Here is a 22,531-nt window from a genome sequence, read left to right on the forward strand (position 1 = left end):
CGGGGCGCGGCAAGGCCCGGTGGTGTCAAGAGCCGCGAGTTCATTCTGCCACGAGGGCCCCAACCCCCAGCACCCGAGGGTCAACCGCGCGGCGCGGCCGCCTTGGCGGCCGCCTTCTTCTCCTGCTTGTAGGCGCGGACCTTCTGCAGCGACACCTCGTCGACCACATCCGCGACCGACCGGTACCCGGGTTCGGAGTAGCTACCCGCGGCCTGCTCCCAGCCCTCCGGCCGTACGCCGAGCTGCTTGGCCAGGAGCGCGACGAAGATCTGTGCCTTCTGCTTGCCGAAGCCCGGCAGGGCCATCACCCGCTTCAGCAGGTCGGCACCGCTCGACGCCTCGGTCCACAGCCGGGTGACGTCACCGCCGTAGGTGGTGGCGACGATGCCGGCCAGCTCCTGCAGCCGGGTCGCCATCGAGCCTCCGTAGCGGTGGATCGCGGGCGGCCGGCGGCACAGCTCCGAGAACGCCTCCGGGTCGGCGGCCGCGATCGCCGCCGGGTCGAGGGTCCCGAACCGCTCCAGCACCTTGGCCGGCCCCGCGAAGGCGCGCTCCATCGGGAACTGCTGATCCAGCATCATCCCGACCAGCAGGGCGAACGGGTCCTCCGTCAGCACCTGGTCGGCAGCCGGCTCCTGGGCGATCTGGATGGCCATGCCCCGAGTATCGCGCACCGCGCGCTCGGTCAGTCGCGAGCCTTGACGGCGAGCACCGGGCAGTGCGCGTCGAGCAGGATCCGCTGGGCGTTGCTGCCCAGGATGAGCTTGCCGACCGGCGAGCGACGCCGCAGGCCGATGACGATGAGCTCGGCGGCGTTGGCCTCGGCGATGCTGATCAGGTCGTCGGCGGGGTCGAAGCCGCGGACGAGCTGCCGCACGACGTAGGGCACTCCCGTGCCGTCGAGCTTGCGGCGCACCTGGTCGAGGGCGGCGTCGTGCTCGCTCGCTGCCTGCTCGTCGTAGTCTGCGCCGCCGCGCTGGGAGCTGACGACGACGAGCTTCAGCCCGCGGAGCTCCGCTTCCTGGACCGCTCTCTCCAGTGCTGCGTCACCCTCGGGCTTCGGCACGTAGCCGACGACGACCGTGGCCATCCGGACCTCCTTGTTCGCGAGTGTGAGTCACGTTACAACGGCCCACCCCGCACGGCAGCCTGTGGAGGAGCGTCGGCGCGCCGCGGCGCACTCCGGCAGGCTGGCGGCATGGGACACGAGGCGGGGCTGCGCGAGCCGGTCGCCACGCCGCTGCGCCGGGCGCTGCGGCAGGCGGTGCTCGACCACGCCGTCGCCGAGCGCCGCCCGGCGCACCTGCCCATCCTCCACGTCGGACTCCCAGGGGCGAGGCAGGTGGTCCACCCGATCAGGCCGGACGAGGCGACCGACCACGCGCTGCGAGCCGACGTCGTGGCGGCGATGGTGCGGCGCGTCGCCATGTCCGGCACGCCCCTGGTCTGGCTCACGCGATCCGGCGAGCTGATCGACCAGGACGTCGACACCGACTGGCTCGCAGGTGCGCGCCAGGCGCTCGGCGAGGCGGGCCTTCCGCTGGTCTTCGTCGTCGTCAACCGGCACGGCTGGCGGGACCCGCGCAGCAGGCTGGAGACGACCTGGGTGCGGATGCGCCCGCGAAGCGATCGCCGTTAGTCCCAGGTGTGCACCGGCTCACCGGTGTGCATGCGGTCGCGGTAGTCCAGCAGCGTCGCCCGCAGCGCGGCCAGGCGGCCCTCACGTGAGCGCTCGCGCACCCTGCGGACCAACCATTCGGCGCCGTTCACGCGGCGCCTCGCACGCCCCTCGATGATGCCCAGCACCCGGTCGGCCTCGGCGGGCTGGACGCCCCAGTCGACGAGACCCTCGTGTGCTGCGGGGAGGAGTCGGAGGACGAGCTCGGTGGCGGCGATCCGCTCGTGGCCCGGCCAGGCCACCTCGGCCGCGATGCCGTCACGCGCCGCGGCGTGGAAGTTCTCGTCGGCCGCGGCGAACGGCAGCCGCGACCAGAGCGGGCGCTCGCTCTCGGCGAGCGACCTGACCAGCCCGAAGTAGAACGCGGCGTTGGCCATCGTGTCCGCCACCGTCGGCCCGGCCGCCAGCACGCGGTTCTCGACGCGCAGGTGGGGCAGCCCGTCGGCGACGTCGTAGACCGGCCGGTTCCAGCGATAGATCGTCCCGTTGTGCAGCCGCAGCTCGGCCAGGCCGGGGGTGCCGCCACCGTCGAGCACCGCGACCGGATCCTCGTCGTCCACGACGGGCAGGAGGGCCGGGAAGTAGCGCCGGTTCTCCTCGAAGAGGTCGAAGACGGAGGTGATCCACCGCTCGCCGAACCACACGCGTGGCCGCACCCCCTGGGCTTGGAGCTCCTCGCTGCGGGTGTCGGTCGACTGCTCGAAGAGCGGGATGCGGGTCTCGCGCCACAGCTCCTTGCCCAGGAAGTAGGGCGAGTTGGCGCCGATCGCGACCTGGAGCGAGCTGACGGCCTCCGAGGCGTTCCAGTAGGCGGCGAACCGGTCCGGCCGCACCTGCACGTGGAGCTGCGTGCTGGTGCACGCGGCCTCCGGGAGCACGGTGTCGGCGACCATCTCGAGCCGCTCGGCGCCCTCGATGCTGATCCGGATGTCCTCACCGCGCGCGGCGATCACCTGGTCGTTGAGCACGGAGTAGCGCGAGTCGGCGCTCATGCTCGGCGCCTGCAGGTGCTCGGGGCCGAGCGTGGGCAGGATGCCGATCATCACGAGGTCGGCGTCCTGGCTCGCCGTGCGCTGGCGCGCTTCGTCGAGCCGCTCCCTCAGCGACTGCTCGAGCCGCCCGAAGCCGCCGTGGTGAAGGGCGGTCGGCGGGACGTTGACCTCGACGTTGAAGCGGGCCAGCTCGGTCTGGAAGTCCGGGTGGTCGATCGCGTCGAGGACCTCGGCGTTGCGCAGCGCGGGCATGCCGCGGTCGTCGATGAGGTTGAGCTCGACCTCCAGCCCCGTCATCGGGTCGGTCGCGTCGAACCGCTGCTCCTCGAGCATGCGCGCCAGCACGTCGAGGCTGCGGCGCAGCTTCTCCCGGAACCGGCCCCGGTCCGACCCGCCAAACTCCTGTTCTTCGACCTCTTCGCCCACTTACGCCGCCTTCCAGGTGGCCTCGGTCCGTGCGAGGAGGTCGTCGACGACCTCCTCGATCCTGCCGCCGCGTTCGTACGCCGCCCGCTGCCGCGTCGCCCCGCCCGCACGTAGTACCCGGTCGACGCCCTCGGCGACCCGGTCGAGGTCACCGGCGTCGGCGAGCGCCTCGCGGACATGGTCGACGAGCGCCTCGAGCACCTCGCGGGCGGGCGCGAGCTCGCGGCGTTGCGGGTGGACGAGCGTGTTGCTGAGCCCCATCCGCGCGGCGCGCCAGTGACCGGCGCGCAGGAGCGCGGCGCGCCACCGGTCCAGCGGCTGCTCGTCGGCCCACTCGCGCGCGGCCGTCCCGACGAGTCCGCGGACCAGCGCGGCCACGAGGAGGACGTCCTCGGGGTCGGTGCACGCGTCAACGACCCGCACCTCGACGGTCGGCTGGTTGGCCGAGAGCCGGGCGTCGTAGTAGAGCATCCCGTCGTCCCGGGCGGCTCCGGTCATCTGGAGCATGCGGGACGCCTCGCGATAGCCCCCGACGGTCTCGAACGCCTCGGTCGGGCCGGCGCTCGGCCAGCGCGACCAGACCTGCGAGCGCCAGGAGGCGTAGCGCGTGTCCTGGCCCTCGGCGAACGGCGAGTTGGCCCCGGCCGCGACCAGGAGCGGCAGCCAGGGCGCGATCCGGTCGATGACGCCGACCCCCTCCTCCGGTGAGTCGATCGCGACGTGGACGTGGGTGCCGCAGGTGCTGCCGTTGAGCGCGGCCTCGCCGAAGATCTCGACCATGGCCTGGTAGCGCTCGTCGGGCGAGACCTGCGGCTCGGTGCCGGCGAGCGGGACGACGCCGCAGGCGATCACCCCGAGGCCCGACGAGGTGGCTGCCTCCCCCGCCGTCCGCCGCGCGGCGACGAGCTGGCGGGCGGTGTCGTCGAGGTCGGTGGTCGGGTCGGTGCGAGTCTCGACCATGTGCAGGAAGATCTCTTGGTCCAGCTGGTCGCTCGAGGTTTGCGGGTCACGGCCGCTGCCGTGCTCGCGGTTGGCCTTGAGCACTTCTACGGAACGGGCGCTGACCGCGCGCGTCTCCGGGTCGACCAGGAGCAGCTCCTCCTCGACCCCCACGGTGCGGACGTCCATGCGGCAACGTTATCCAGCGAGACCCCGCGGAAACCTGTCGTGGCCGAGGTCGGCGGGCCACTCCTCCAGCGGTGGCACGGCTCGCTCGAGCGCGTCGGCCACGAGCCTCCCGAGCCCGTGGTCCGGAGCCTCGTCGAGGCACCGGTCCACCGCGCACCAGGCCAACGCGCCGTCGCCGTGCATCCACGCCGCGAACGCGAGCACCCCGGCTGCGCCGGCCACCAGGCCGTCGGGCGCCCGCCGGAGCAGGTCGGTCCACAGCCGGACGTGGTGCACCGCGTCCTCACGGCGCATCCCCACCCAGGCGTGGTCGCGGATCTCTCCGTTGTACACGGCGAGCAGGATCCGCGCCGCCTCCTCGTCGTCCGGCACGGTGCCTGCGACCAGGTGCCGCGCGAGGACGGCGCGCAGCTCCGGGCCGTCGGGGCGGACCCGGCCGAGCAGCGCCAGCGCCGTCTCCGGCGCATCGGCGTCGTCGAAGGCGACCTGCAGGTCGGGAGGGAGCTGCTCCCACAGCTCCCCCAGCGCGTCCTCGACCGCGGCGACCGCCTCCCCATCGGCGCGGATCCGCTCGGCCACCTCGTCGCGCGATCCCACGGTCACCTTCCCGTCGAGGACCGCCTGCGCCCGGAACGGATGGTCGGAGACGTCGTAGCGCACTCCGTCCACCGGGACGCCGCTGCGCCCGAGTGGTGCGAACCAACGGCCGTCGTGGACCTGGATGACGTCGATGACGTGGATGCCCGCCACTCGGAAGCGGCGCGACAGCGCCCCGGCGGTGAGCCTGACGACGCGGTCCCTCCCACTGAACAGGGCCAGGACGACCTGGGCGACGCGGTGGCGCACGGCCGGTGCGAGCAGCGCCGACACGCACGCCTGGACGTCCTCGGGCTCGGGGAGGTCGACCCGGGCGTGGAGGGGCTGGGACCCACCGAAGGTGAGCATGACGATCGACTCGTGCGGCTCGAAGCCGAGCACGACCGGCACGAGGGCGAGGACGTCCTCGGCGGAACGGGCGGTGTAGGTGGTCATGCCGCCACGCTCGTCGGCGAGGCCGACGCTCTCGACCGGTTCGGCACTGCCCTGTGGGAACTGCGGTCCGAAGGACGCGCTGTGGACGGCGAGCGGCCTGCCGCGGGGCGCAGGTGACGGGAGTGTCGGTCCGGCGGGGTAGGTTCCGTCCGTGCGCCAGCACGCCTCCGTCCTCCACATCGACCTCGATGCGTTCTATGCGTCGGTCGAGCAGCGTGACAAGCCGTCGCTGCGCGGCAAGCCCGTGGTCGTCGGCGGGATCGGCGGCCGCGGGGTCGTCGCCACCGCCTCCTACGAGGCCCGCAAGTACGGCGTCCACTCGGCGATGTCGACCCGCGAGGCGCGCAGCCGCTGCCCGCACGCCGCCTTCCTCTACCCGCGCTTCCCGGCCTACCGCGAGTCCAGCGAGCGCGTGATGGGGCTGCTGCGCAGCGTCTCGCCGCTGGTCGAGCCGCTCTCGCTCGACGAGGCGTTCGTCGACCTCGAGCGGTCCTCGCTGGACGACCTCGGGGTGGAGTCGGTCCGGGCGTTCGCCGAGGAGCTGCGCGAGCGCGTCCACGACGTGACCGACGGGCTCACCGCGAGCGTCGGCGTCGGCAGCAGCAAGTTCATCGCCAAGGTCGCCAGTGACCTGGAGAAGCCGGACGGCCTGGTCGTGGTCGCCCCGGGCACCGAGCGCGAGCTGTTGCGGCCGATGCGCGTGAAGGTCATCCCGGGCGTCGGCCCGGCCACCGACGAGCGCCTCCGCCGGGCCGGCATCCACACCGTCGCCGACCTGGAGTCGGTGAGCCTGGAGGAGCTCGTCCGACTCGTCGGCAAGGCCCACGGCGGCGGGCTCTACCAGCTGGCCCGCGCGCAGGACGACCGCCCGGTCGTCGCGGAGCAGGAGGCCAAGTCGGTCAGCGTCGAGAGCACCTACGACACCGACCTGACCGACCGGGTCGTCATGGAGGGCCTGGTCGACCGGCAGGCCCGCGACGTGGCCGGCCGGTTGCAGAAGCACGGGCTCTCGGGTCGGACCGTCACGCTGAAGGTGCGTCTCTACGACTTCACCACGCTCAGCCGCTCGTCGACGCTCGCCGCTCCCACCGACGCGGCCCCCACCATCGCCCGGCTGGCCCGCACGCTGCTCGGCGAGCTGGTCGCGGGCGGGTCCACCGCGGGCGGCGTACGCCTGCTCGGTGTCGGTGTCTCCGGCCTCGCCGACTGGATCCAGGAGGACCTCTTCGGGGAGTCCGACGAGGCGGAGGAGGCGCTCGCGCTCCCCGAGCCGGCCGTGCCGATCCGGCACCGACCGGAGTGGGCGCCGGGCATGGACGTCCTGCACGCCGAGCTCGGACGCGGCTGGGTGTGGGGCTCGGGCCGAGGAGTGGTGACGGTCCGCTTCGAGACGGCGACCACCGAACCGGGGCCGGTGCGGTCCTACTCGGCGGCGGACCCCGCCCTCAGCCCCTGGCCGCCCGCCGGAACCTGATCGGATCGCCCGGGCGCGCCTGGGCGCACTGCCACAGGTCGTCGTGGTGCACGACCCCGACGACGGGGTAGCCGCCGGTCGGCGGGTGATCGGCGAGGAAGACGATCGGGCGGCCGCTGGGCGGGACCTGGATCGCGCCGAGCACCATCCCCTCGCTGGCGAGCTCGTCCGCGCGCGCCCGCTCCAGCGCCGGGCCGTCGAGCCGCAGGCCGATCCGGTCCGACTCCGTGCGCACCGTCCACTCGCTCGCGAAGAGAGGCTCGAGCGAGCGGATCCAGTCGGCCCGAGGTCCGGGCAGCACCCGCAGACCGCCGGGCCGCCGCGCGGGCGGCACGTCGACGGCGCGCGGCGCCCCGGTCGGCTCGCCCAGCGGCAGGACGGCTCCGTCGACGACGCGCGGCGGCCCGACCCAGGCCAGGGTGTCGGTGCTGCGGGAGCCGAGCACGGGAGCGACGTCGAAGCCACCCGCGACGGCGAGATAGCTGCGCAGGCCGTACGCCGGCATCCGCACGCTCAGCTCTTCTCCGGCGGCCCACCACAGCGTCAGCGGTCCGCTCGCGCCGGTCAGCGCCGCCCAGCGGCCCGGCCCCCGGTTGTGCAGGGTCAGGCCGCCGAGCACCGTCTCGAGGACCGCGGTGCCGGGCGGGTTGCCGACCAGCCGGTTCGCCAGGTCGGCCGCCGGCGCGTCCAGCGCACCGGCACGGGGGACGCCGAGGTGGGCCCAGCCGGGCCGGCCCCTGTCCTGGATGGTCGTCAGGGCGCCGGCCGCGAGCACCTCGACCTCAGAGACCGGCAAAGCGCACCCGCGTCCCCGGCGCCAGCAGCGCGGGCTCGGCGGCGGCCGGGTCCCACAGCGACACGGCGGTGCAGCCGAGCAGCAGCCAGCCGCCCGGCGAGGCCGTCGGGTAGACCCCGCACCACTCCCCCGCGATCGCCAGCGAGCCGGCCGGCACCCGCGGGCGTGGGTCGGCGAGCCGCGGCACCTGCCACTCCCGCGGCAGGCCGGCGAGGTAGGCGAAGCCGGGCGCGAAACCGCAGAAGGCGCTCGTGAACGTCAATGACGTGTGCCGCGCGACCACCTCGGAGACCGAGACGCCCCAGCGGGACGCGACCAGCTCCAGGTCCGGACCGTCGTAGGTGACGGGGATCACGACGGTCCGCGCGGCAGCGACCGACCTGCCGCCGGGCCAGGACGCCACGAGCCGCTCCGCCGCCGCCATGTCGACACCGTCGGAGCCGTCGACACCGTCGACGAGCACGCTGCGTGCCGCCGGCACCACGTCGTCGGCGACGAGCCCGGACGCACGCAGGAAGGCGGCCAGCGCCGCCGCCTCCTCCGCCGAGCCGACCTCGGCGAGCAGCGCCCGGTCGCCGACCCGCCGGACCCCGACGACGCCCGGCTCGCTCACAGGCCGACCAGCGTCCAGCCGGCGCCCTCGAGCGCGGTGCGCACGGCCCGCGTGTGCGCGACGGCGCCCGGGGTGTCGCCGTGCAGGCACAGCGAGCGGACCGACCCGGCCAGGGCGAGCGCTTGGGCGACGATCGCGTCGTCCTCGGTCAGGACCGCCCCGGGCCGGTCGCGCGGACGCAGTCGGTCGCCGTCGTACGCGCGGTCGGGGAAGCCCTCGCCGATCACCTCGCGCCCGGCCGCGGCAGCGAGCGTCAGGAGCGCGCCGGGCATGCCGAGGACCGGCAGCGTCCCCGAGCCGGCGAGCACCGCCGACGCCTGCTCCTCGTCGTCGCGGACGCGGTGGTAGAGCGCGCCGTGCGGCTTCAGGTAACGGACCGCGACGCCTTCCGACGACGCGATCTCGGAGAGTGTCCCCACCTGGTCGGCGACCTGCTCGCGCAGCACGTCGGCCGGCACGTCGAGAGGCAGCCGGCCGAAGCCCGCCCGGTCGGCGTAGGACACCTGGGCGCCGACCGACACGCCCCGCGCGGCCGCGGTCGCGCAGACCGCCCGCATGATCGCGGGCGAGCCGGCGTGGTAGCCGCACGCCACGTTGGCCGAGGTCACCAGCCCGAGCAGCGCCTCGTCGTCGGTGACCTCCTCGCCCAGGTCGGCGTTGAGGTCGACGACCCGCTCCGACTCGGCAGTCATGGGACCGAGGATAGGGTCGCGCCATGTCCGAGCAGCCCCAGCCTCCGGTCGCCGAGCGGCGCCCGATCACCACGACCCACCACGGCCGCACCCGGACCGACGACTACGAGTGGCTGCGCGACAAGAGCGACCCCGCGGTCATCGCCTACCTCAAGGCGGAGAACGCCTGGACGGAGTCGAGGACCGCGCACCTGGCCGACCTGCGCCAGCAGGTCTTCGAGGAGATCCGCACGCGCACCCTCGAGACCGACCTCTCGGTGCCGACCCGCAACCGCGGCTACTGGTACTACGGCCGCTCCTTCGCCGGCAAGGAGTACGGCGCCACCTGCCGCGTCCCCGTCGCCGACCCTGCCGACGGGCCGGCCGACTGGACCCCGCCGACGCCCGCCGACGTTGCCCCCGACCAGCCGGCACTGCCCGGCGAGGAGGTCCTGCTCGACCTCGACGAGCTCGCCACCGGCCACGACTTCTTCTCGGTCGGCGGGTCAGCGGTGTCCCCCGACACCACCAAGCTGGCCTACGCCACCGACGTCGTCGGCGACGAGCGCTACACCGTCCGGGTCAAGGACCTCACCACGGGTGACCTGCTGCCCGACGAGATCACCGGCGTGATGGGCGGGGCCACCTGGGACCGCGACGGCGCCTCGTTCTACTACTCGACGGTCGACGAGTCCTGGCGCCCGGACAAGGTGTGGCGGCACGTCCTCGGCACGACGCAGGCCGACGACGAGCTCGTCTTCCACGAGGCCGACGAGCGGTTCTGGAGCGGCCTGGGCCGCACGCGCAGCGACCGCTTCCTCATGATCGAGTCCGGCGCCAAGGTCACCACCGAGTACCGCTTCCTCGACCTCGACCACCCCGAGGCCGGCTGGCAGGTCTTCGCCGCCCGCGAGGAGGGCGTGGAGTACTCCCTCGAGCACGCCGTGATCGGCGGCGAGGACGTCTTCCTCGTCCTGCACAACGCCAGCGGCCCCGACTTCGAGATCGCGACCGCGCCGATCGCGCCGACCCCGCGCAGCGAGTGGGCCCCGCTGATCGCCCACGACCCCGCTGTACGGCTGGAGTCGGTGGACGCCTTCGCCGGTCACCTGATCGTCCACCAGCGCAGCGGCGGTCTCACCCAGCTGCGGGTGCTGCCGCTGGACGCGGACGGCGTCGCCGACGACTACCTGGTCAAGTTCGACGACGAGCTCTACACCATCGGCTCGGGCGGCAACCCGGCCTTCGACCAGCCGACGATCCGGCTCGGCTACACCACCATGCGCACCCCGAGCTCGGTCTACGACTACGACGTCGCCGGTCGCTCGCTGACCCTGCGCAAGCAGCAGCCGGTCCTCGGCGGCTACGACCCCGACCTCTACGAGGAGCACCGGCTCTGGGCCACCGCCGACGACGGCGAGCAGGTACCGATCTCGCTGGTCGTGCGCAAGGACGCCCGGACGGCCGGCCCGGTGCCGGTGCACCTCTACGGCTACGGCTCCTACGAGCACTCCATCGACCCTGGGTTCTCCATCCCCCGCCTGTCGGTCCTGGACCGCGGCGCGGCCTTCGCGATCGCGCACGTGCGCGGCGGCGGCGAGATGGGCCGGCGCTGGTACGACGAGGGGAAGGTGCTCAGCAAGCGCAACACGTTCACCGACTTCATCGCGTGCGCCCGGCACCTGGTCGAGTCCGGCTGGGCACGGCCCGGCGCGATCGTCGCCGAGGGCGGCAGCGCAGGCGGCCTGCTGATGGGGGCGGTCGCCAACCTCGCGCCCGAGGGGATGTTCGCCGGCATCGACGCCTCGGTGCCGTTCGTCGACAACCTCACGACGATGCTCGACGCCTCCCTGCCGCTCACGGTCGTCGAGTACGACGAGTGGGGCAACCCGGAGGCCGATCCGGACGTCTACGACTACCTGGCGTCGTACGCGCCCTATGACAACGTGACCACCCGGGCCTACCCGTCGATCCTGGCCGAGACCTCCCTCAATGACACCCGGGTGCTCTACGTCGAGCCGGCGAAGTGGGTGGCCCGGCTGCGCGCCGTCGCGGGTGCCGACGTCCTGCTCAAGACCGAGATGTCGGCCGGGCACGGAGGCGTCTCCGGGCGCTACCAGGCGTGGCACGACCGGGCCTTCTCCCTCGCCTGGATCCTCGACCGGCTCGGCCTCGCGCCTCGCTGATCGGGCCGCGAGCGCCAGCGAGCGCGTCGAGATCACGGGGCCGGCCCTGAGAAGACCCTGAGATTCGCGCAGAACCGCAACTCTGCGCATCAGTCGAACGTCCTTTCCTTCGAGAGCGCATGCATGCCGCGGGAATCCCGGGGTCACCTGATGCGTTGAGATCCTGCAGGCGAACCCTGCACATGAAGGAGGGTCCCCATGGCGACACGCACCGCCGTCCGTGAGATCGAAGGTCGCGACAGCGTCGGCCTCTACCTCGACGAGATCGCTCGCAACGAGCTGCTCGACGCCGCCAAGGAGGTCGAGCTGTCGAAGGCCATCGAGGCGGGTCTGATGGCCGAGCACCTGCTCGCCCAGAAGCGCTACGGCCGCAAGGCGCCGAGCGGCGCGACGAGGGCCGAGCTCGAGTGGCTGGCCGAGGAGGGGCAGAAGGCGGTCGACACCTTCATCACCGCCAACCTGCGCCTCGTCGTCTCGATCGCGCGCAAGTACGGTCGCGCCCAGATGCCGATGCTCGACCTAATCCAGGAGGGCAACACCGGCCTGATCCGGGCGGTCGAGAAGTTCGACTACACCAAGGGCTACAAGTTCTCGACCTACGCGACGTGGTGGGTGCGCCAGGCGATCACCCGCGGCATCGCGCAGCAGGCCCGCGTCGTCCGGCTCCCGGTCCACGTCGTCGAGGAGCTCAACCAGATCGGCGGCGCCCGCCGCACGCTCGAGCGCCAGCTCGGCCGTGACCCGGAGCCCGCCGAGATCGCCGCCGAGCTCGGGATCGACGTCGACCGGGTGCTCGACCTGATGTCGTGGGGTCGCGAGCACATCAGCCTCGACTCCCCGATCGACGAGGACGGCGACACCTCGCTCGGCGACCTGATGGCGCAGGAGACGTCGCCCGGGCCGGACCTGACGGTGCTCGACGAGGAGTCGCGCGAGCGGCTCAACGCCCTCGTCAGCCAGCTCGACGACCGCGCCGCCGACATCATCCGGTCGCGCTACGGCCTGCTCGACGGCCGCCAGCACAAGCTGGCCGACATCGGCGTGAAGCACGGCATCTCGGCCGAGCGGGTCCGCCAGCTCGAGCGCGAGGCGCTGCAGAAGCTCCGTCGCCTCGGCGACCCCGACCTCGCGGCCTGAGCGCCCGAGGGCTACGAGCGCAGCTCGGCGAGGACCTCCGCCACTCGTCGGCGGAGGTCCTCGACCGTTCCGGTGTTGTCGATGAGATGGGTGGCCGCGGCGATCCGCTGCTCCCGGGTGACCTGGGCGGCGATGCGGGAGCGCGCCTCGGCCTCGTCCATGCCGCGGTCGCGGAGCAGCCGCTCCACCTGCGTCTCGACGGGTACGTCGACCACGACGACCGCGTCGAACCTCGACTGCTGACCGGTCTCGACCAGGAGCGGGATGTCGTGCACCACGACGTCGTCCGGTCCCGCCGTGGCGGCGAGCTCGGCGCTGGCCGCGGCCACCAGCGGCCAGACGATGGCCTCGAGGCGCTGCCGCTGCTCGGGGTCGGCGAAGACGATGGCGCCGACCTTGGCGCGGTCCATGGTGCCGTCCGCCGCGAGGATCTCGGGCCCGAAGGCCTCGACCACCTGGGCCAGTCCGACAGTGCCGGGTGCCACCACCTCGCGGGCCAGGACGTCGGAGTCCACGACGACCGCCCCGAGCTCGCGCAGCATGCCGGCGACCGTGCTCTTGCCCGACCCGATCCCGCCCGTCAGCCCCACTCTCACGCGGGGCACCCTAGCGACCGGTGAGCAGGAGCCGGAGGATCCGGTCCAGCTCGGCGCGGTCCCGCACGGTCAGGCCGTCGGCGAACCCGTCCAGCTCACGGTGGCGCGACTCGTGGACCAGGCGCTGCAGCCGCAGGCCCTCCCCGGTCGCGGTGACCCTCATGGCGCGCCGGTCGGCCGGGTCCGGCTCGCGCGCGACGAGGCCGCGGGCCTCCAGGGCGTCGACGACCTCGGTGGCCGACCTCGGCGCGATGCCGAGACGCTCGGCCAGGACGGAGAGCCGGATGCCCGGCTCCTCGACCACGGTCCGCAGGGCACGGGCCTGCGACGGAGTGACGGCGTAGTCCTCGAGCGCGGCGGCGAATCCGCGTCGCAGCCTCCTGGCGACCGCCATCAGCAGCTCCGCGGTGGTCTCTTCCTCACGCTCGTCCTCTCGCATGGGAATGGATCGTAGCCACTTCTGCGTTACCCTCATAGTGAGGTTCCCTCAGTAATAGGACGAGGTGGTCGGATGGTGAACCCTCAGCACTCCCATGGCGCGGCCGAGCGCGACACTCAGCGGGCCCGCCGCAACCCTGACTCCCGACGGTCCGACCGGCGCCAGCTCGAGGACCGACCGGTCTCGCTGCGCCGCATCGGCCGGCTCTTCTCCGCGCACCGGTCGACGCTCGGCGTCGTGATCGCGCTCATCGTGGTCAGCTCCACGATCGGGCTGGCCCAGCCCTTCCTGGTCCGCCACGTCATCGACGTCGCGCTGCCCGGCCAGGACGTCGGGCTGCTCGTCTGGTGCGTCGTCGGCATGGTCGCCGTCGCCGTGGCGAGCGCCGCCCTGGGCATCTTCCAGACGCTGCTGTCGACACGGGTCGGCCAGCAGGTGATGCACCGCCTGCGCAGCGACCTGTTCACGCACCTGCAGCGCCAGTCGGTGGACTTCTTCACCCGCACCCGCGGCGGCGAGGTGCAGTCGCGGATGGTCAACGACATCGGCTCGATGCAGGGCGTCGTCACCAGCACGGCCACCGCGATCGCTGCCAACGTCACCGTCGTCATCGGCACCGTGATCGCCATGTTCGCCCTCGACTGGCGGCTCGCGCTGATCTCGCTCGTCGTCCTTCCTCCCGCCGTCATCACCACCCGCCAGGTCGCGCGGATGCGCTACGCCGTCACCTCCCAGCGGCAGGCCAAGCTCGCCGACCTGCACGCCCAGGTCGAGGAGGGCCTGTCGGTGAGCGGGATCCTGCTCACCAAGACGCTCGGGTCGGCGCCCGCGCTGGCCGGCCGCTTCGAGCGGACCTCCCACGAGCTCGTGGATCTCGAGATCCGCAGCCAGCTCGCCGGCCGCTGGCGGATGGCCACGATGCAGATCATCTTCGCGGCGGTGCCAGCGGCGCTCTACCTCGCCGCCGGCCTCCCGGTGACCCGAGAAGGGGTCACGATCGGGACCCTGGTGGCGTTCGTGTCGCTGCAGAGCTCGCTCTTCCGCCCACTGATGGGGCTGCTCAACGTCGGTGTCGACGTGACCGCGAGCCTTGCGCTCTTCAGCCGGATCTTCGAATACCTCGACCTTCCCGTCGAGATCGACGACCCGGCCGACCCTGTGCGCCTCGGCGAGGTCGACGGCGAGGTCCGCTTCGACCACGTCACCTTCGGGTACGACGCCTCCACCGCCGTCCTGCACGACATCGACCTGACCGTCCCGGCAGGGAGCAGCCTGGCGCTGGTCGGCGCGACCGGCTCCGGAAAGTCGACGCTCGCCGGCCTGGTCGCCCGGCTGCACGACCCCGGCTCCGGCCGCGTCACGCTCGACGGCGTCGACCTGCGCGACCTGACCCTCGCCGACGTCGCCGAGGCGGTCGGCGTGGTCACCCAGGAGACCTACCTGCTCCACGCGAGCGTCCGTGACAATCTGCGCCACGCCCGCCCCGACGCGACCGACGAGCAGATCGAGGCCGCCGCCCGGGCGGCCCGCATCCACGACCTCGTCGAGTCGCTGCCCGAGGGCTACGACACCATGGTCGGCTCGCGCGGCCACCGCTTCTCCGGCGGCGAGCAGCAGCGCCTGGCCATCGCCCGCACGCTGCTGCGCGACCCGCGGGTGCTCGTGCTCGACGAGGCCACCAGCGCGCTCGACAACACCACCGAGCGCGAGGTGCAGGCGGCGCTCGACACCCTGGCGCGCGGCCGCACCACCATCACCATCGCCCATCGACTGTCGACCGTGCGCAACGCCGACCAGATCGCCGTCCTCGACCGGGGACGGGTCGTCGAGCGGGGCACCCACGAGGAGCTGCTGCTCGCGGGCGGTCGGTACGCCGACCTGGTCAGGGGCGGCCTCGAGCGGACGACCCAGGCCGCGTGACGGCGTGACACCGGGCCGGCGGGCGATCCTCGCCCGCCGGCCCGGCGCGTCCGGTGGCTACTGGACCGCGTTGCGAACCAGGTCGGCGGCCTGGGCCGGGAACCAGGCGCCGGCGGCGGGGTCGACCTGACCCCACTCGGGGTCGATGCCGCCGTTGTCGGTCAGGCCCCGGCTGCACTCACCGTCGGACTCCCCCGGCGTCTTGACCCAGAGGAAGGCGTCCGCCAGCGGGTTGCCGGTGTCGGTGGTGGGGCGCAGGCCCAGGCCGCGGTCCGGCGGGTTGCACCAGTCCTGGGCGTCCGGGTAGACACCGGCCGGCGGTGTCCACGGTCCCTGGCCGTTGCGACTGGTGTCCACCACGAAGTGCGCGAGCGCCTCCGGGCCGGACGGCGGGTTGGCGGCGTCGGCGAGGTTGTCGACGTACCACTGGTCGGTGAGGCCCCAGGTCGAGAAGTCGTTCGGGTCCGCCGGGTAGTACTGGCTGCCGCAGTAGTCGAAGTGGCCGACCCGCCAGCCGCCCTCGGCGGGGTTGGTGCCGTACCAGAGGCACTGGCTGATCCAGCTGCCGTACTTCACCTGCTGCTCGGTGAGCCGGTAGTTCGAGACGTTGAGAAAGAAGCCGGCGGCGCGCTCGACACCGGCCTTGTGCAGCCGGTCGGCGGCGTCGCCGACGCCGAGCCAGCCGGTGTGGGTGCCGTCGAGATAGACGTCGGTGTGGGAACCGGCCTCGAGCACGTCGACGGCGTCGTTGAGCATCGCGAACCGGTCGCTCGCCGCGGTCGCCGGGTCGGCGTCAGCCGGCTGGCACCACTCCGGGCCGGAACCGGTGATCGGCGTGTAGAAGGGGATGATGCCGAGGCCGTCGGGCTCGAGCAGCACCACGGCGCGACGCTGCCCGATGCCGCGGGCGACCGCCCGGACCCAGTCGGCGTACTCGGCAGCGGAGGTCGCCCCGCCCGCGGAGTACTGCGCGCAGTCGCGGAACGGGATGTTGTAGGCGACCAGGACCGGGACCTGGTGGCGGGCCGCGGCACGTCGGGTGACCTGCCGCGCGTCGCGCTGAGCGTCCTTGGCCGTCCCGGTGAGCCAGACGGCCTGGGGCGTCCGGGCCATGTCGAGGACACCCCGGGCGGTCGCGCGGTCACCGGATCGGACGAGCTTCGCCGCAAGCCTCGCCGCGTCGGCGGTGTGGAGACCCGGGGAGTACAGCGAGACGCCGTCGGAGAGGACCCGATCGGCGTGCGGAGAGCCGTGGTGCCTCCCGTGGGCGGCCGCCCCGGGCGGCGCGGCCGCGAGCCCCGCTGTCGCGACGAGGGTGACGGCGGCGACTGCGATCGCGCGGACGATGGGACGACTGGCCACGGCGGACCTCCTCGAGAGTTGGGAGCGCTCCCGCGCCCGTGCTGGGAGTGTGGCCCCCGTCACACGACGGTGTCAACGCCTCAACAGGCGAAGCGTCGCCGGTAGGCCTGCGGGCTCAGCCCCCGTACCCGCGCGAAGTGATGGCGCAGCGTGGCCGCGTTGCCGAAGCCGACCTCGTCGGCGATCCACTCCACGGACCGGTCGGTCGTCTCGAGCAGCTCCTCGGCGCGCAGGACCCGCTGGCTGGTCACCCACGAGTGAGGGGTCGCCCCGGTCTCCGCCTTGAACCGGCGCGCGAAGGTGCGCGGCGACATCAAGGACCTCCGAGCGAGGGTGCCGACGTCGAGCGGCTGGTCGAGGTTCTCCACGATCCACGCCAGGAGCGGGGCCAGCGTGTCCGCCTCGAGCTCGGGCACGGACCGGGCGATGAACTGCGCTTGTCCCCCGTCGCGCTGGGGCGGCACGACCATGCGCCGGGCGACGGCGCTGGCCACCTGGGCGCCGTACTCCTGCCGCCAGATGTGGAGCGTCGCGTCGAGCCCGGCCGCGGTGCCCGCGCTGGTGACGATCTGGCCGGAGTCGACGTAGAGGACCTCAGGCACGACCTTGGCCTCGGGATAGCGGGCGGCGAGCTCGTCGGTGTACTTCCAGTGCGTCGTGCACTCGAGCCCGTCGAGCAGGCCGGCGTCGCCGAGCGCGAAGGCGCCCGAGCACACGCTCAGCAGCCGTGCGCCACGGTCGTGGGCCCGCCGCAGCGCCTCGGCCACGCCGGCCGGCAGCGGGCGGGACCGCCTCATGGCGGGGATGCCGATCAGGTCCGCCTCCTCCAGGCGCTCCATCCCGTGCTCGACGTTGATGGTGAAGCCGAGGCTGAAGGCGACCGGGCCGGGCTCGGGCGCGCAAACGGCGAAGTCGAGCAGCGGTACGCCGTCCTCGCGCCTGTCCAGCCCGAACGCCTCGCACAGCACGCCGAACTCGAAGGGCGCGACGCCGTCCCAGACCAGAGCAGCGACGTTGCGGAGAGTCACCTGATCAGGATGGCACAGATCTGGCAGGAACTGGACGCACACCGGCAAATCTGCCACTCGTGGCAGGATCTTGCGCGGCGCATGATTATTGCCATGACCATTCTGACCCTCGTCCTCCTGGTGGGAGGCTTCGCCGCGCTCGCGGCCTACGCGCGTCACGACCGGTTCGCCGGTCCCGGCAACATGCACGACGACGTCGACGACCTGGGCGCCAGTGAGCACCGGCTCGTCCGCCACTGAGGCGGCTCAGCGCACGCGCGTGCAGGCCGAGGACGCCGCAGCGAGCGGACCGGCGACGCCGTCCCTGACGGCGTACCACCGCACCCACAGGGCCCGGGCCCTCGCGCGCACCGTGGCGCTGGGCGACCGCCGGTCGTGACCCGCCGGACGGAAGGCCGACGCTCGGGGATGTCTCCTGCACGAGCGGACCGGAGCGACGAGCAGCCGGTAGCCGGTCGCTGTGGGCACCGCGGGTGCGCTCGTGCGCACCCGGTCCCGTCGCGGTGAGCGGGCCCTGACCGGGCCGACCGGTCCGAGCGGCGGACCGACGACCGGTGCGGCCGTCGACGGTGCCGGCGGCGGCCCCGGGACCACGGAGACGACCGGTGACGTCACGTCGGCGGAGACGGCCGTCCCCTTGGCCGGCCGGAGCCTGAACTCCCAGCGGTGCCCGTCGACGGCGGCGGCGGTCCACGAGGTCGTCCCTGCCGGGAAGTCCAGCGGGTAGCGGTCCCACGCACCGCCGCTGGACACGTCCCGGCGCTCGAGCCACTCGGTCGTCACGCCGGGAACGTCGTGCCACGAGAGGGAAACCTGACCGACGCCGGCCTCGGCGGTGAGCGAGGACGCCGTGCGTGGTCCGTTCTGGACCACCGGGGTCATGCCCGCGGGCGGGGCCACGCCGGCCAGGTAAAGAGCGGCCTCGACGGCCTCGGCGATCTTGAGGTCGCCCGACGCCGTCGGGTGCGTGCCGTCCCAGGTGTCCGTGCGGCGATCGAAGTCGGGCAGGGCGGTCGTCACGACACGAGCGGCCGGCCCGTCGAGCTCTGCGGAGAGGGCGACCAGCTCGGCGTTGTAGGCCGGGACGTCGGCGTACCAGGTCTGGGGCACCTGGACCAGCACGACGTCGGCCGCCGGCGAGGCGGCCCGGACCTCCGCGACCTCCGCGCGCCAGCGTTCGGCGAGAGCCTCGGGCGTGACGTGGTTCCAGACGAGGTCGTTGAGGCCGATCAGCGCGATCACGACGTCCGGGGTGTGGTCGGCGGCCAGATCGCCCAGGTCGGCGACGGGCGCGGTCAACTTCTGGCCCCAGACGGCCGCGTGGTCGGTGTCGAAGCCGGGCTCGGCGTAGTCGAGGTCGTCGTCGGCGCCCTCGGGCAGGTGGTGGAGGCCGCGCCGCGGGCCCACGAGGTCGAACGGGACGCCCGCGTCGCGCAGGTGCCGGTCGAGGAAGTAGCGCCACGTGTAGTCGCCGGTGGACCCCTGGGTGATCGAGTCACCGTAGACGAGGATCCGGAGCGGGTCGGAGGCTCGGGCGCCGGGCGCGGCGGCGAGGGTCAGCGGAAGCAGGAGCAGAGCCGCCAGGCCCACCATCGTCCGCCGCACGCCGCACCTTCCCGAGTCCACTCGGTCAGAGGTTATGCGCCGGGGGCCGCCGCGCGGGCCGGAACGACCGGAACGGCGAAGGGCGCCCACCGCAAGCGGTGGGCGCCCTTCGTGTTGCTCAGGCTGAGCGGCTGGTCAGTTGCTCCCGCCGGTCAGCTTCTCGCGGAGCGCCTGCAGCGCCTCGTCAGAGGCGAGCGAGCCCGAGGTCTCCTCCTCGACCGGAGCCGAGGAGTACGAGCTGGCCTCGCCGGCCTCGGCCGCGGCGACCTTGGCCTCGGCCTGCTGCTTGACGTGGGCCTCCCAGCGGGCGTGAGCCTTGGCGTACTGCTCCTCCCACGCGGCGCGCTGCTCGTCGAACCCCTCGAGCCACTCGCCGGTCTCGGCGTCGAAGCCCTCGGGGTAGAGGTAGTTGCCCTGCTCGTCGTAGCTGGCGGGCATGCCGTAGAGCGTCGGGTCGAACTCCTCGACGTCAGCAGCGGCGCTGGTCTCGTTGGCCTGCTTGAGGGACAGCGAGATCCGGCGACGCTCGAGGTCGATGTCGATGATCTTGACCATGACGTCGTCGTTGACCTGGACGACCTGCTCCGGGATCTCGACGTGGCGCTCGGCCAGCTCGGAGATGTGGACCAGGCCCTCGATGCCCTCCTCGACGCGGACGAACGAACCGAAGGGCACCAGCTTGGTGACCTTGCCGGGGACGATCTGACCGATCTGGTGGGTGCGGGCGAAGTGCTGCCACGGGTCCTCCTGCGTCGCCTTCAGCGACAGGGAGACACGCTCGCGGTCCATGTCCACGTCGAGGACCTCGACGGTGACCTCGTCGCCCACGGCGACGACCTCGGACGGGTGGTCGATGTGCTTCCAGGACAGCTCCGAGACGTGGACGAGACCGTCGACACCGCCGAGGTCCACGAACGCACCGAAGTTGACGATCGAGGAGACGACACCCTTGCGGATCTGACCCTTCTGGAGCTGGGTCAGGAAGCCGTGGCGAACCTCGGACTGGGTCTGCTCGAGCCAGGCACGGCGCGACAGGACCACGTTGTTGCGGTTCTTGTCGAGCTCGATGATCTTGGCCTCGAGCGTCTGGCCGACGTAGGGCTGCAGGTCGCGGACGCGACGCATCTCCACCAGCGAGGCGGGCAGGAAGCCGCGCAGGCCGATGTCGAGGATGAGACCGCCCTTGACGACCTCGATGACGGTGCCCTCGACGACGCCGTCCTCCTCCTTGACCTTCTCGATCGTGCCCCAGGCGCGCTCGTACTGGGCGCGCTTCTTGGACAGGATCAGGCGACCCTCCTTGTCCTCCTTCTGGAGGACCAGGGCCTCGACCTGGTCGCCGACCGCGACGACCTCGTTGGGGTCGACGTCGTGCTTGATCGACAGCTCACGCGAGGGGATGACGCCCTCGGTCTTGTAGCCGATGTCGAGCAGGACCTCGTCCCGGTCGACCTTGACGATGGTGCCCTCGACCAGGTCACCGTCGTTGAAGTACTTGATCGTGGAGTCGATCGCTGCGAGGAAGTCCTCTTCGGACCCGATGTCGTTGATCGCAACCTGGGGCGCGTCGTAGTCCGGAAGAGCGGAGAGAGTCGTCATGAAGTAGTAGGAACCTTGGTTTTGAGGGGTGCCCCGCGCGAGCGGGGTGCGCGCACGACGCACGCAACCACCGAGGTTACGCCGGTCGGCCGGACCCAGTCCAACTGGCGCAGTGGCTACGCTGAACGGCGTGGAGGCTGCCTATCCCCCGGTCCGAGCCGAGCGTCGTGCGGTGAGCGAGGAGGAGTCCCGCCGAGCGAACGGTCCCGACTGGGACCGCTACGCCGACGAGTACCAGGCCACCCACGGCGCGTTCCTCGGCGACACCGGCTTCGTGTGGGGCCCGGAAGGGCTCACCGAGAAGGAGGCAGGCGTCCTGGGCGACGTCGGCGGGCGTGAGGTCCTCGAGCTGGGCTCGGGCGCGGGCCAGTGCGCGCGGTGGGTGCGGTCGCAGGGCGGACGCGCCTACGGGCTCGACCTCGCGCACCGGCAGCTGCAGCACTCCAGCCGCATCGACGACGCCAGCGGGGTCGTCGTACCGTCCGTGCAGGCGACCGCGACCGCGATCCCCTTCGCCCCGGCGTCCTTCGACGTGGTCTTCTGCTCCTTCGGCGCGCTGCAGTTCGTGGCCGACATCGACCGGTGCATCGCCGAGGTCGTGCGCGTGCTGCGGCCGGGCGGTCGCTTCGCGTTCTCGATCACCCATCCCACGCGATGGATGTTCGTCGACGACCCGGGCCCGGAGGGCCTCGTCGCGAGCCAGTCCTACTGGGACCGCACGCCCTACGTCGAGGTCGACGACGCCTCCGGCGAGGTGTCGTACGTCGAGCACCACCGCACCCTCGGCGACTGGGTCGGCCTCCTGGCCGGCGCGGGCTTCCGGATCACCGACCTGCTGGAGCCGCAGTGGCCGGCCGAGCTGGACCGCAACTGGGGCGGCTGGTCGCGGACGCGGGGTCTGCTGACCCCCGGGACCGCCATCTTCGGGGCCGACCTGGCCCCATGACGATCAGGCCCGCCGACGCCGCACGAGCAGCACGCCACCGACGATCAGCAGCAGGCCGACGATCGGGGCGATGATCCGCAGGCCGGTCCCGACCACCCACAGGGAACGTCCGTTGCTCTTGGCGGTCGAGACGTTCTCCTTGACGGTGCCGTCGGTGTAGCTGACGTCGACGTCGAGCAGCTTCGTGCCGTCGAGGAGGGCGACGGTCTGCGTCGCCTTCTGGTCGACGAAGGCGCCGGTCACCGGGTCGACCCACACGCTCTGCGTGGCCGCGTAGGTGCCCTGCGTGTCTGCGGCGATCTCGGCGGTCTGCGACGGGACGGTGACGTCGAACCGGTAGGTCTTCAACCCGTCGATGGTCCGGGTGCCCGCGTAGTGGGCGGAGACCGCCTTGCCGACGGTGCTGTCCCAGTAGTCGTAGTCCTTCTTCTCCGTGTTGAACGGCAACTTGACCACGAAACCCTGGTAGTCCTTCACGAGCTCGGCGTCGGAGACGTACTTGCCCTGGTCCTGGACCGGCAGGCCGGTCCGCCGGTCGAGGGCGAACTTGTTGTGGCCGATGTTGACGACCGCCTCGTCGTCGCCGGCCAGGACGAAGGTGCCCTTGGCGTCGATGCAGTAGTCGCTCGTCGTCGCCATGCAGCTGGTCTGCTCCATCGCGATGACGTCGTCGTTCGACCGCTTCGGGTCGACCTGGGTGTGCACCACGTAGGTGACCGGGACAGGCGTGTCGGACTTCGCCAGCGCACCGGAAGCCTCACCCGTCAGCCGGGTGAACGAGTCCGTGTCCATGGGAATGCGGTAGGCCGCGTCCTTGCCCCAGAAGATGGCGACGCCGCCAGCCACGACAGCGAACACGCCGACCACCAGAAGCAAGCGACCAACAACACCACGCACGTTCGA

22 protein-coding genes are annotated in these 22,531 nt (G+C 72.5%); 7 read left to right on the plus strand and 15 right to left on the minus strand.

The genetic code is table 11. The features are described 5' to 3' along the window. Positions 1–80: 80 nt before the first annotated feature. Both BM236_RS05235 and BM236_RS05240 read right to left on the minus strand, forming a co-directional pair. Positions 81–656, minus strand: coding sequence for an HhH-GPD-type base excision DNA repair protein (locus BM236_RS05235; protein ID WP_091121050.1), 576 nt, complete (start codon positions 654–656; stop codon positions 81–83). Between the two features lie 29 nt (positions 657–685). After that, positions 686–1,090 (minus strand): universal stress protein, encoded by a 405-nt coding sequence (locus tag BM236_RS05240; protein WP_091121051.1) that lies wholly within the window; start codon positions 1,088–1,090, stop codon positions 686–688. 108 nt (positions 1,091–1,198) lie between these two features. Here BM236_RS05240 and BM236_RS05245 point away from each other — a divergent pair, with 108 nt between their 5' ends. Beyond that, positions 1,199–1,639: a hypothetical protein gene (locus BM236_RS05245; protein ID WP_091121054.1), complete on the plus strand. Its 441-nt coding sequence runs from the start codon at positions 1,199–1,201 to the stop codon at positions 1,637–1,639. Here the strand turns inward: BM236_RS05245 and BM236_RS05250 are convergent. The 3 genes from BM236_RS05250 to BM236_RS05260 are packed head-to-tail and all read right to left on the minus strand — an operon-like array spanning position 1,636 to position 5,256. Next, positions 1,636–3,096, minus strand: coding sequence for a glutamate-cysteine ligase family protein (locus BM236_RS05250; protein WP_091121057.1), 1,461 nt, complete (start codon positions 3,094–3,096; stop codon positions 1,636–1,638). The two genes, BM236_RS05245 and BM236_RS05250, sit on opposite strands and share 4 nt — an antisense overlap. Continuing rightward, positions 3,097–4,224, minus strand: a complete 1,128-nt coding sequence (locus BM236_RS05255) for a carboxylate-amine ligase (protein ID WP_091121058.1) — start codon at positions 4,222–4,224, stop codon at positions 3,097–3,099. Positions 4,225–4,233: 9 nt separating this feature from the next. Beyond that, positions 4,234–5,256, minus strand: coding sequence for a DUF4192 domain-containing protein (locus BM236_RS05260; RefSeq protein ID WP_175507556.1), 1,023 nt, complete (start codon positions 5,254–5,256; stop codon positions 4,234–4,236). 151 nt (positions 5,257–5,407) lie between these two features. Between BM236_RS05260 and BM236_RS05265 the strand changes: the two genes are divergently transcribed. Continuing rightward, complete coding sequence (locus tag BM236_RS05265) at positions 5,408–6,730, plus strand: DNA polymerase IV (protein WP_091121061.1); 1,323 nt, start codon at positions 5,408–5,410, stop codon at positions 6,728–6,730. Here the strand turns inward: BM236_RS05265 and BM236_RS05270 are convergent. Genes BM236_RS05270 through BM236_RS05280 form a run of 3 tightly spaced genes read right to left on the minus strand, consistent with a single transcriptional unit; the run spans position 6,702 to position 8,831 of the window. After that, positions 6,702–7,526, minus strand: coding sequence for a 5-oxoprolinase subunit C family protein (locus BM236_RS05270; protein ID WP_091121062.1), 825 nt, complete (start codon positions 7,524–7,526; stop codon positions 6,702–6,704). The two genes, BM236_RS05265 and BM236_RS05270, sit on opposite strands and share 29 nt — an antisense overlap. Continuing rightward, on the minus strand, positions 7,513–8,139 hold the full coding sequence (locus BM236_RS05275; RefSeq protein ID WP_091121065.1) for a 5-oxoprolinase subunit B family protein: 627 nt from the start codon (positions 8,137–8,139) through the stop codon (positions 7,513–7,515). The genes BM236_RS05270 and BM236_RS05275 overlap by 14 nt, the downstream gene beginning before the upstream one ends. Then, positions 8,136–8,831 carry a 5-oxoprolinase subunit PxpA gene (locus tag BM236_RS05280; protein WP_091121066.1) on the minus strand — a complete coding sequence of 232 codons (696 nt, stop codon included), beginning with the start codon at positions 8,829–8,831 and terminating at the stop codon, positions 8,136–8,138. The genes BM236_RS05275 and BM236_RS05280 overlap by 4 nt, the downstream gene beginning before the upstream one ends. A gap of 23 nt (positions 8,832–8,854) precedes the next feature. On the opposite strand from BM236_RS05280, the gene BM236_RS05285 reads away from it, so the two are divergent. Beyond that, positions 8,855–10,996, plus strand: coding sequence for a S9 family peptidase (locus BM236_RS05285; RefSeq protein ID WP_091121069.1), 2,142 nt, complete (start codon positions 8,855–8,857; stop codon positions 10,994–10,996). A gap of 198 nt (positions 10,997–11,194) precedes the next feature. After that, positions 11,195–12,133 (plus strand): sigma-70 family RNA polymerase sigma factor, encoded by a 939-nt coding sequence (locus BM236_RS05290; RefSeq protein WP_091121071.1) that lies wholly within the window; start codon positions 11,195–11,197, stop codon positions 12,131–12,133. A gap of 11 nt (positions 12,134–12,144) precedes the next feature. On the opposite strand, the gene coaE is transcribed toward BM236_RS05290, so the two are convergent. Then, positions 12,145–12,729 carry a dephospho-CoA kinase gene (gene coaE, locus BM236_RS05295; RefSeq protein ID WP_091121522.1) on the minus strand — a complete coding sequence of 195 codons (585 nt, stop codon included), beginning with the start codon at positions 12,727–12,729 and terminating at the stop codon, positions 12,145–12,147. 10 nt (positions 12,730–12,739) lie between these two features. Then, on the minus strand, positions 12,740–13,168 hold the full coding sequence (locus tag BM236_RS05300; protein WP_091121074.1) for a MarR family winged helix-turn-helix transcriptional regulator: 429 nt from the start codon (positions 13,166–13,168) through the stop codon (positions 12,740–12,742). 72 nt (positions 13,169–13,240) lie between these two features. Here BM236_RS05300 and BM236_RS05305 point away from each other — a divergent pair, with 72 nt between their 5' ends. After that, a complete protein-coding gene (locus BM236_RS05305; RefSeq protein ID WP_091121076.1) occupies positions 13,241–15,088 on the plus strand; it encodes an ABC transporter ATP-binding protein in 1,848 nt (615 codons plus the stop codon). Between the two features lie 57 nt (positions 15,089–15,145). Here the strand turns inward: BM236_RS05305 and BM236_RS05310 are convergent, their stop codons facing one another. Next, positions 15,146–16,450, minus strand: a complete 1,305-nt coding sequence (locus BM236_RS05310) for a glycoside hydrolase family 6 protein (protein ID WP_217645237.1) — start codon at positions 16,448–16,450, stop codon at positions 15,146–15,148. A gap of 80 nt (positions 16,451–16,530) precedes the next feature. Next, the gene (locus tag BM236_RS05315) at positions 16,531–17,478 is read right to left on the minus strand and encodes a helix-turn-helix domain-containing protein (RefSeq protein WP_245750147.1); all 948 of its coding nucleotides are present in this window, start codon (positions 17,476–17,478) and stop codon (positions 16,531–16,533) included. A 93-nt stretch (positions 17,479–17,571) separates the two neighbouring features. On the opposite strand from BM236_RS05315, the gene BM236_RS18870 reads away from it, so the two are divergent. Then, positions 17,572–17,718, plus strand: a complete 147-nt coding sequence (locus tag BM236_RS18870; RefSeq protein WP_175507557.1) for a hypothetical protein — start codon at positions 17,572–17,574, stop codon at positions 17,716–17,718. 6 nt (positions 17,719–17,724) lie between these two features. Here BM236_RS18870 and BM236_RS05320 read toward each other — a convergent pair whose 3' ends face one another. Both BM236_RS05320 and rpsA read right to left on the minus strand, forming a co-directional pair. Next, positions 17,725–19,083, minus strand: coding sequence for an SGNH/GDSL hydrolase family protein (locus BM236_RS05320; RefSeq protein WP_217645238.1), 1,359 nt, complete (start codon positions 19,081–19,083; stop codon positions 17,725–17,727). 135 nt (positions 19,084–19,218) lie between these two features. After that, on the minus strand, positions 19,219–20,682 hold the full coding sequence (gene rpsA, locus BM236_RS05325; protein WP_091121081.1) for a 30S ribosomal protein S1: 1,464 nt from the start codon (positions 20,680–20,682) through the stop codon (positions 19,219–19,221). A gap of 130 nt (positions 20,683–20,812) precedes the next feature. Here rpsA and BM236_RS05330 point away from each other — a divergent pair, with 130 nt between their 5' ends. Further along, the gene (locus BM236_RS05330; protein WP_217645239.1) at positions 20,813–21,628 is read left to right on the plus strand and encodes a class I SAM-dependent methyltransferase; all 816 of its coding nucleotides are present in this window, start codon (positions 20,813–20,815) and stop codon (positions 21,626–21,628) included. Between the two features lie 3 nt (positions 21,629–21,631). On the opposite strand, the gene BM236_RS05335 is transcribed toward BM236_RS05330, so the two are convergent. Then, positions 21,632–22,525 carry a porin PorA family protein gene (locus BM236_RS05335; protein ID WP_091121083.1) on the minus strand — a complete coding sequence of 298 codons (894 nt, stop codon included), beginning with the start codon at positions 22,523–22,525 and terminating at the stop codon, positions 21,632–21,634. Positions 22,526–22,531: the final 6 nt, after the last annotated feature.

The organism is Nocardioides terrae (genome assembly GCF_900112345.1).
Classification (GTDB): domain Bacteria; phylum Actinomycetota; class Actinomycetes; order Propionibacteriales; family Nocardioidaceae; genus Nocardioides; species Nocardioides terrae.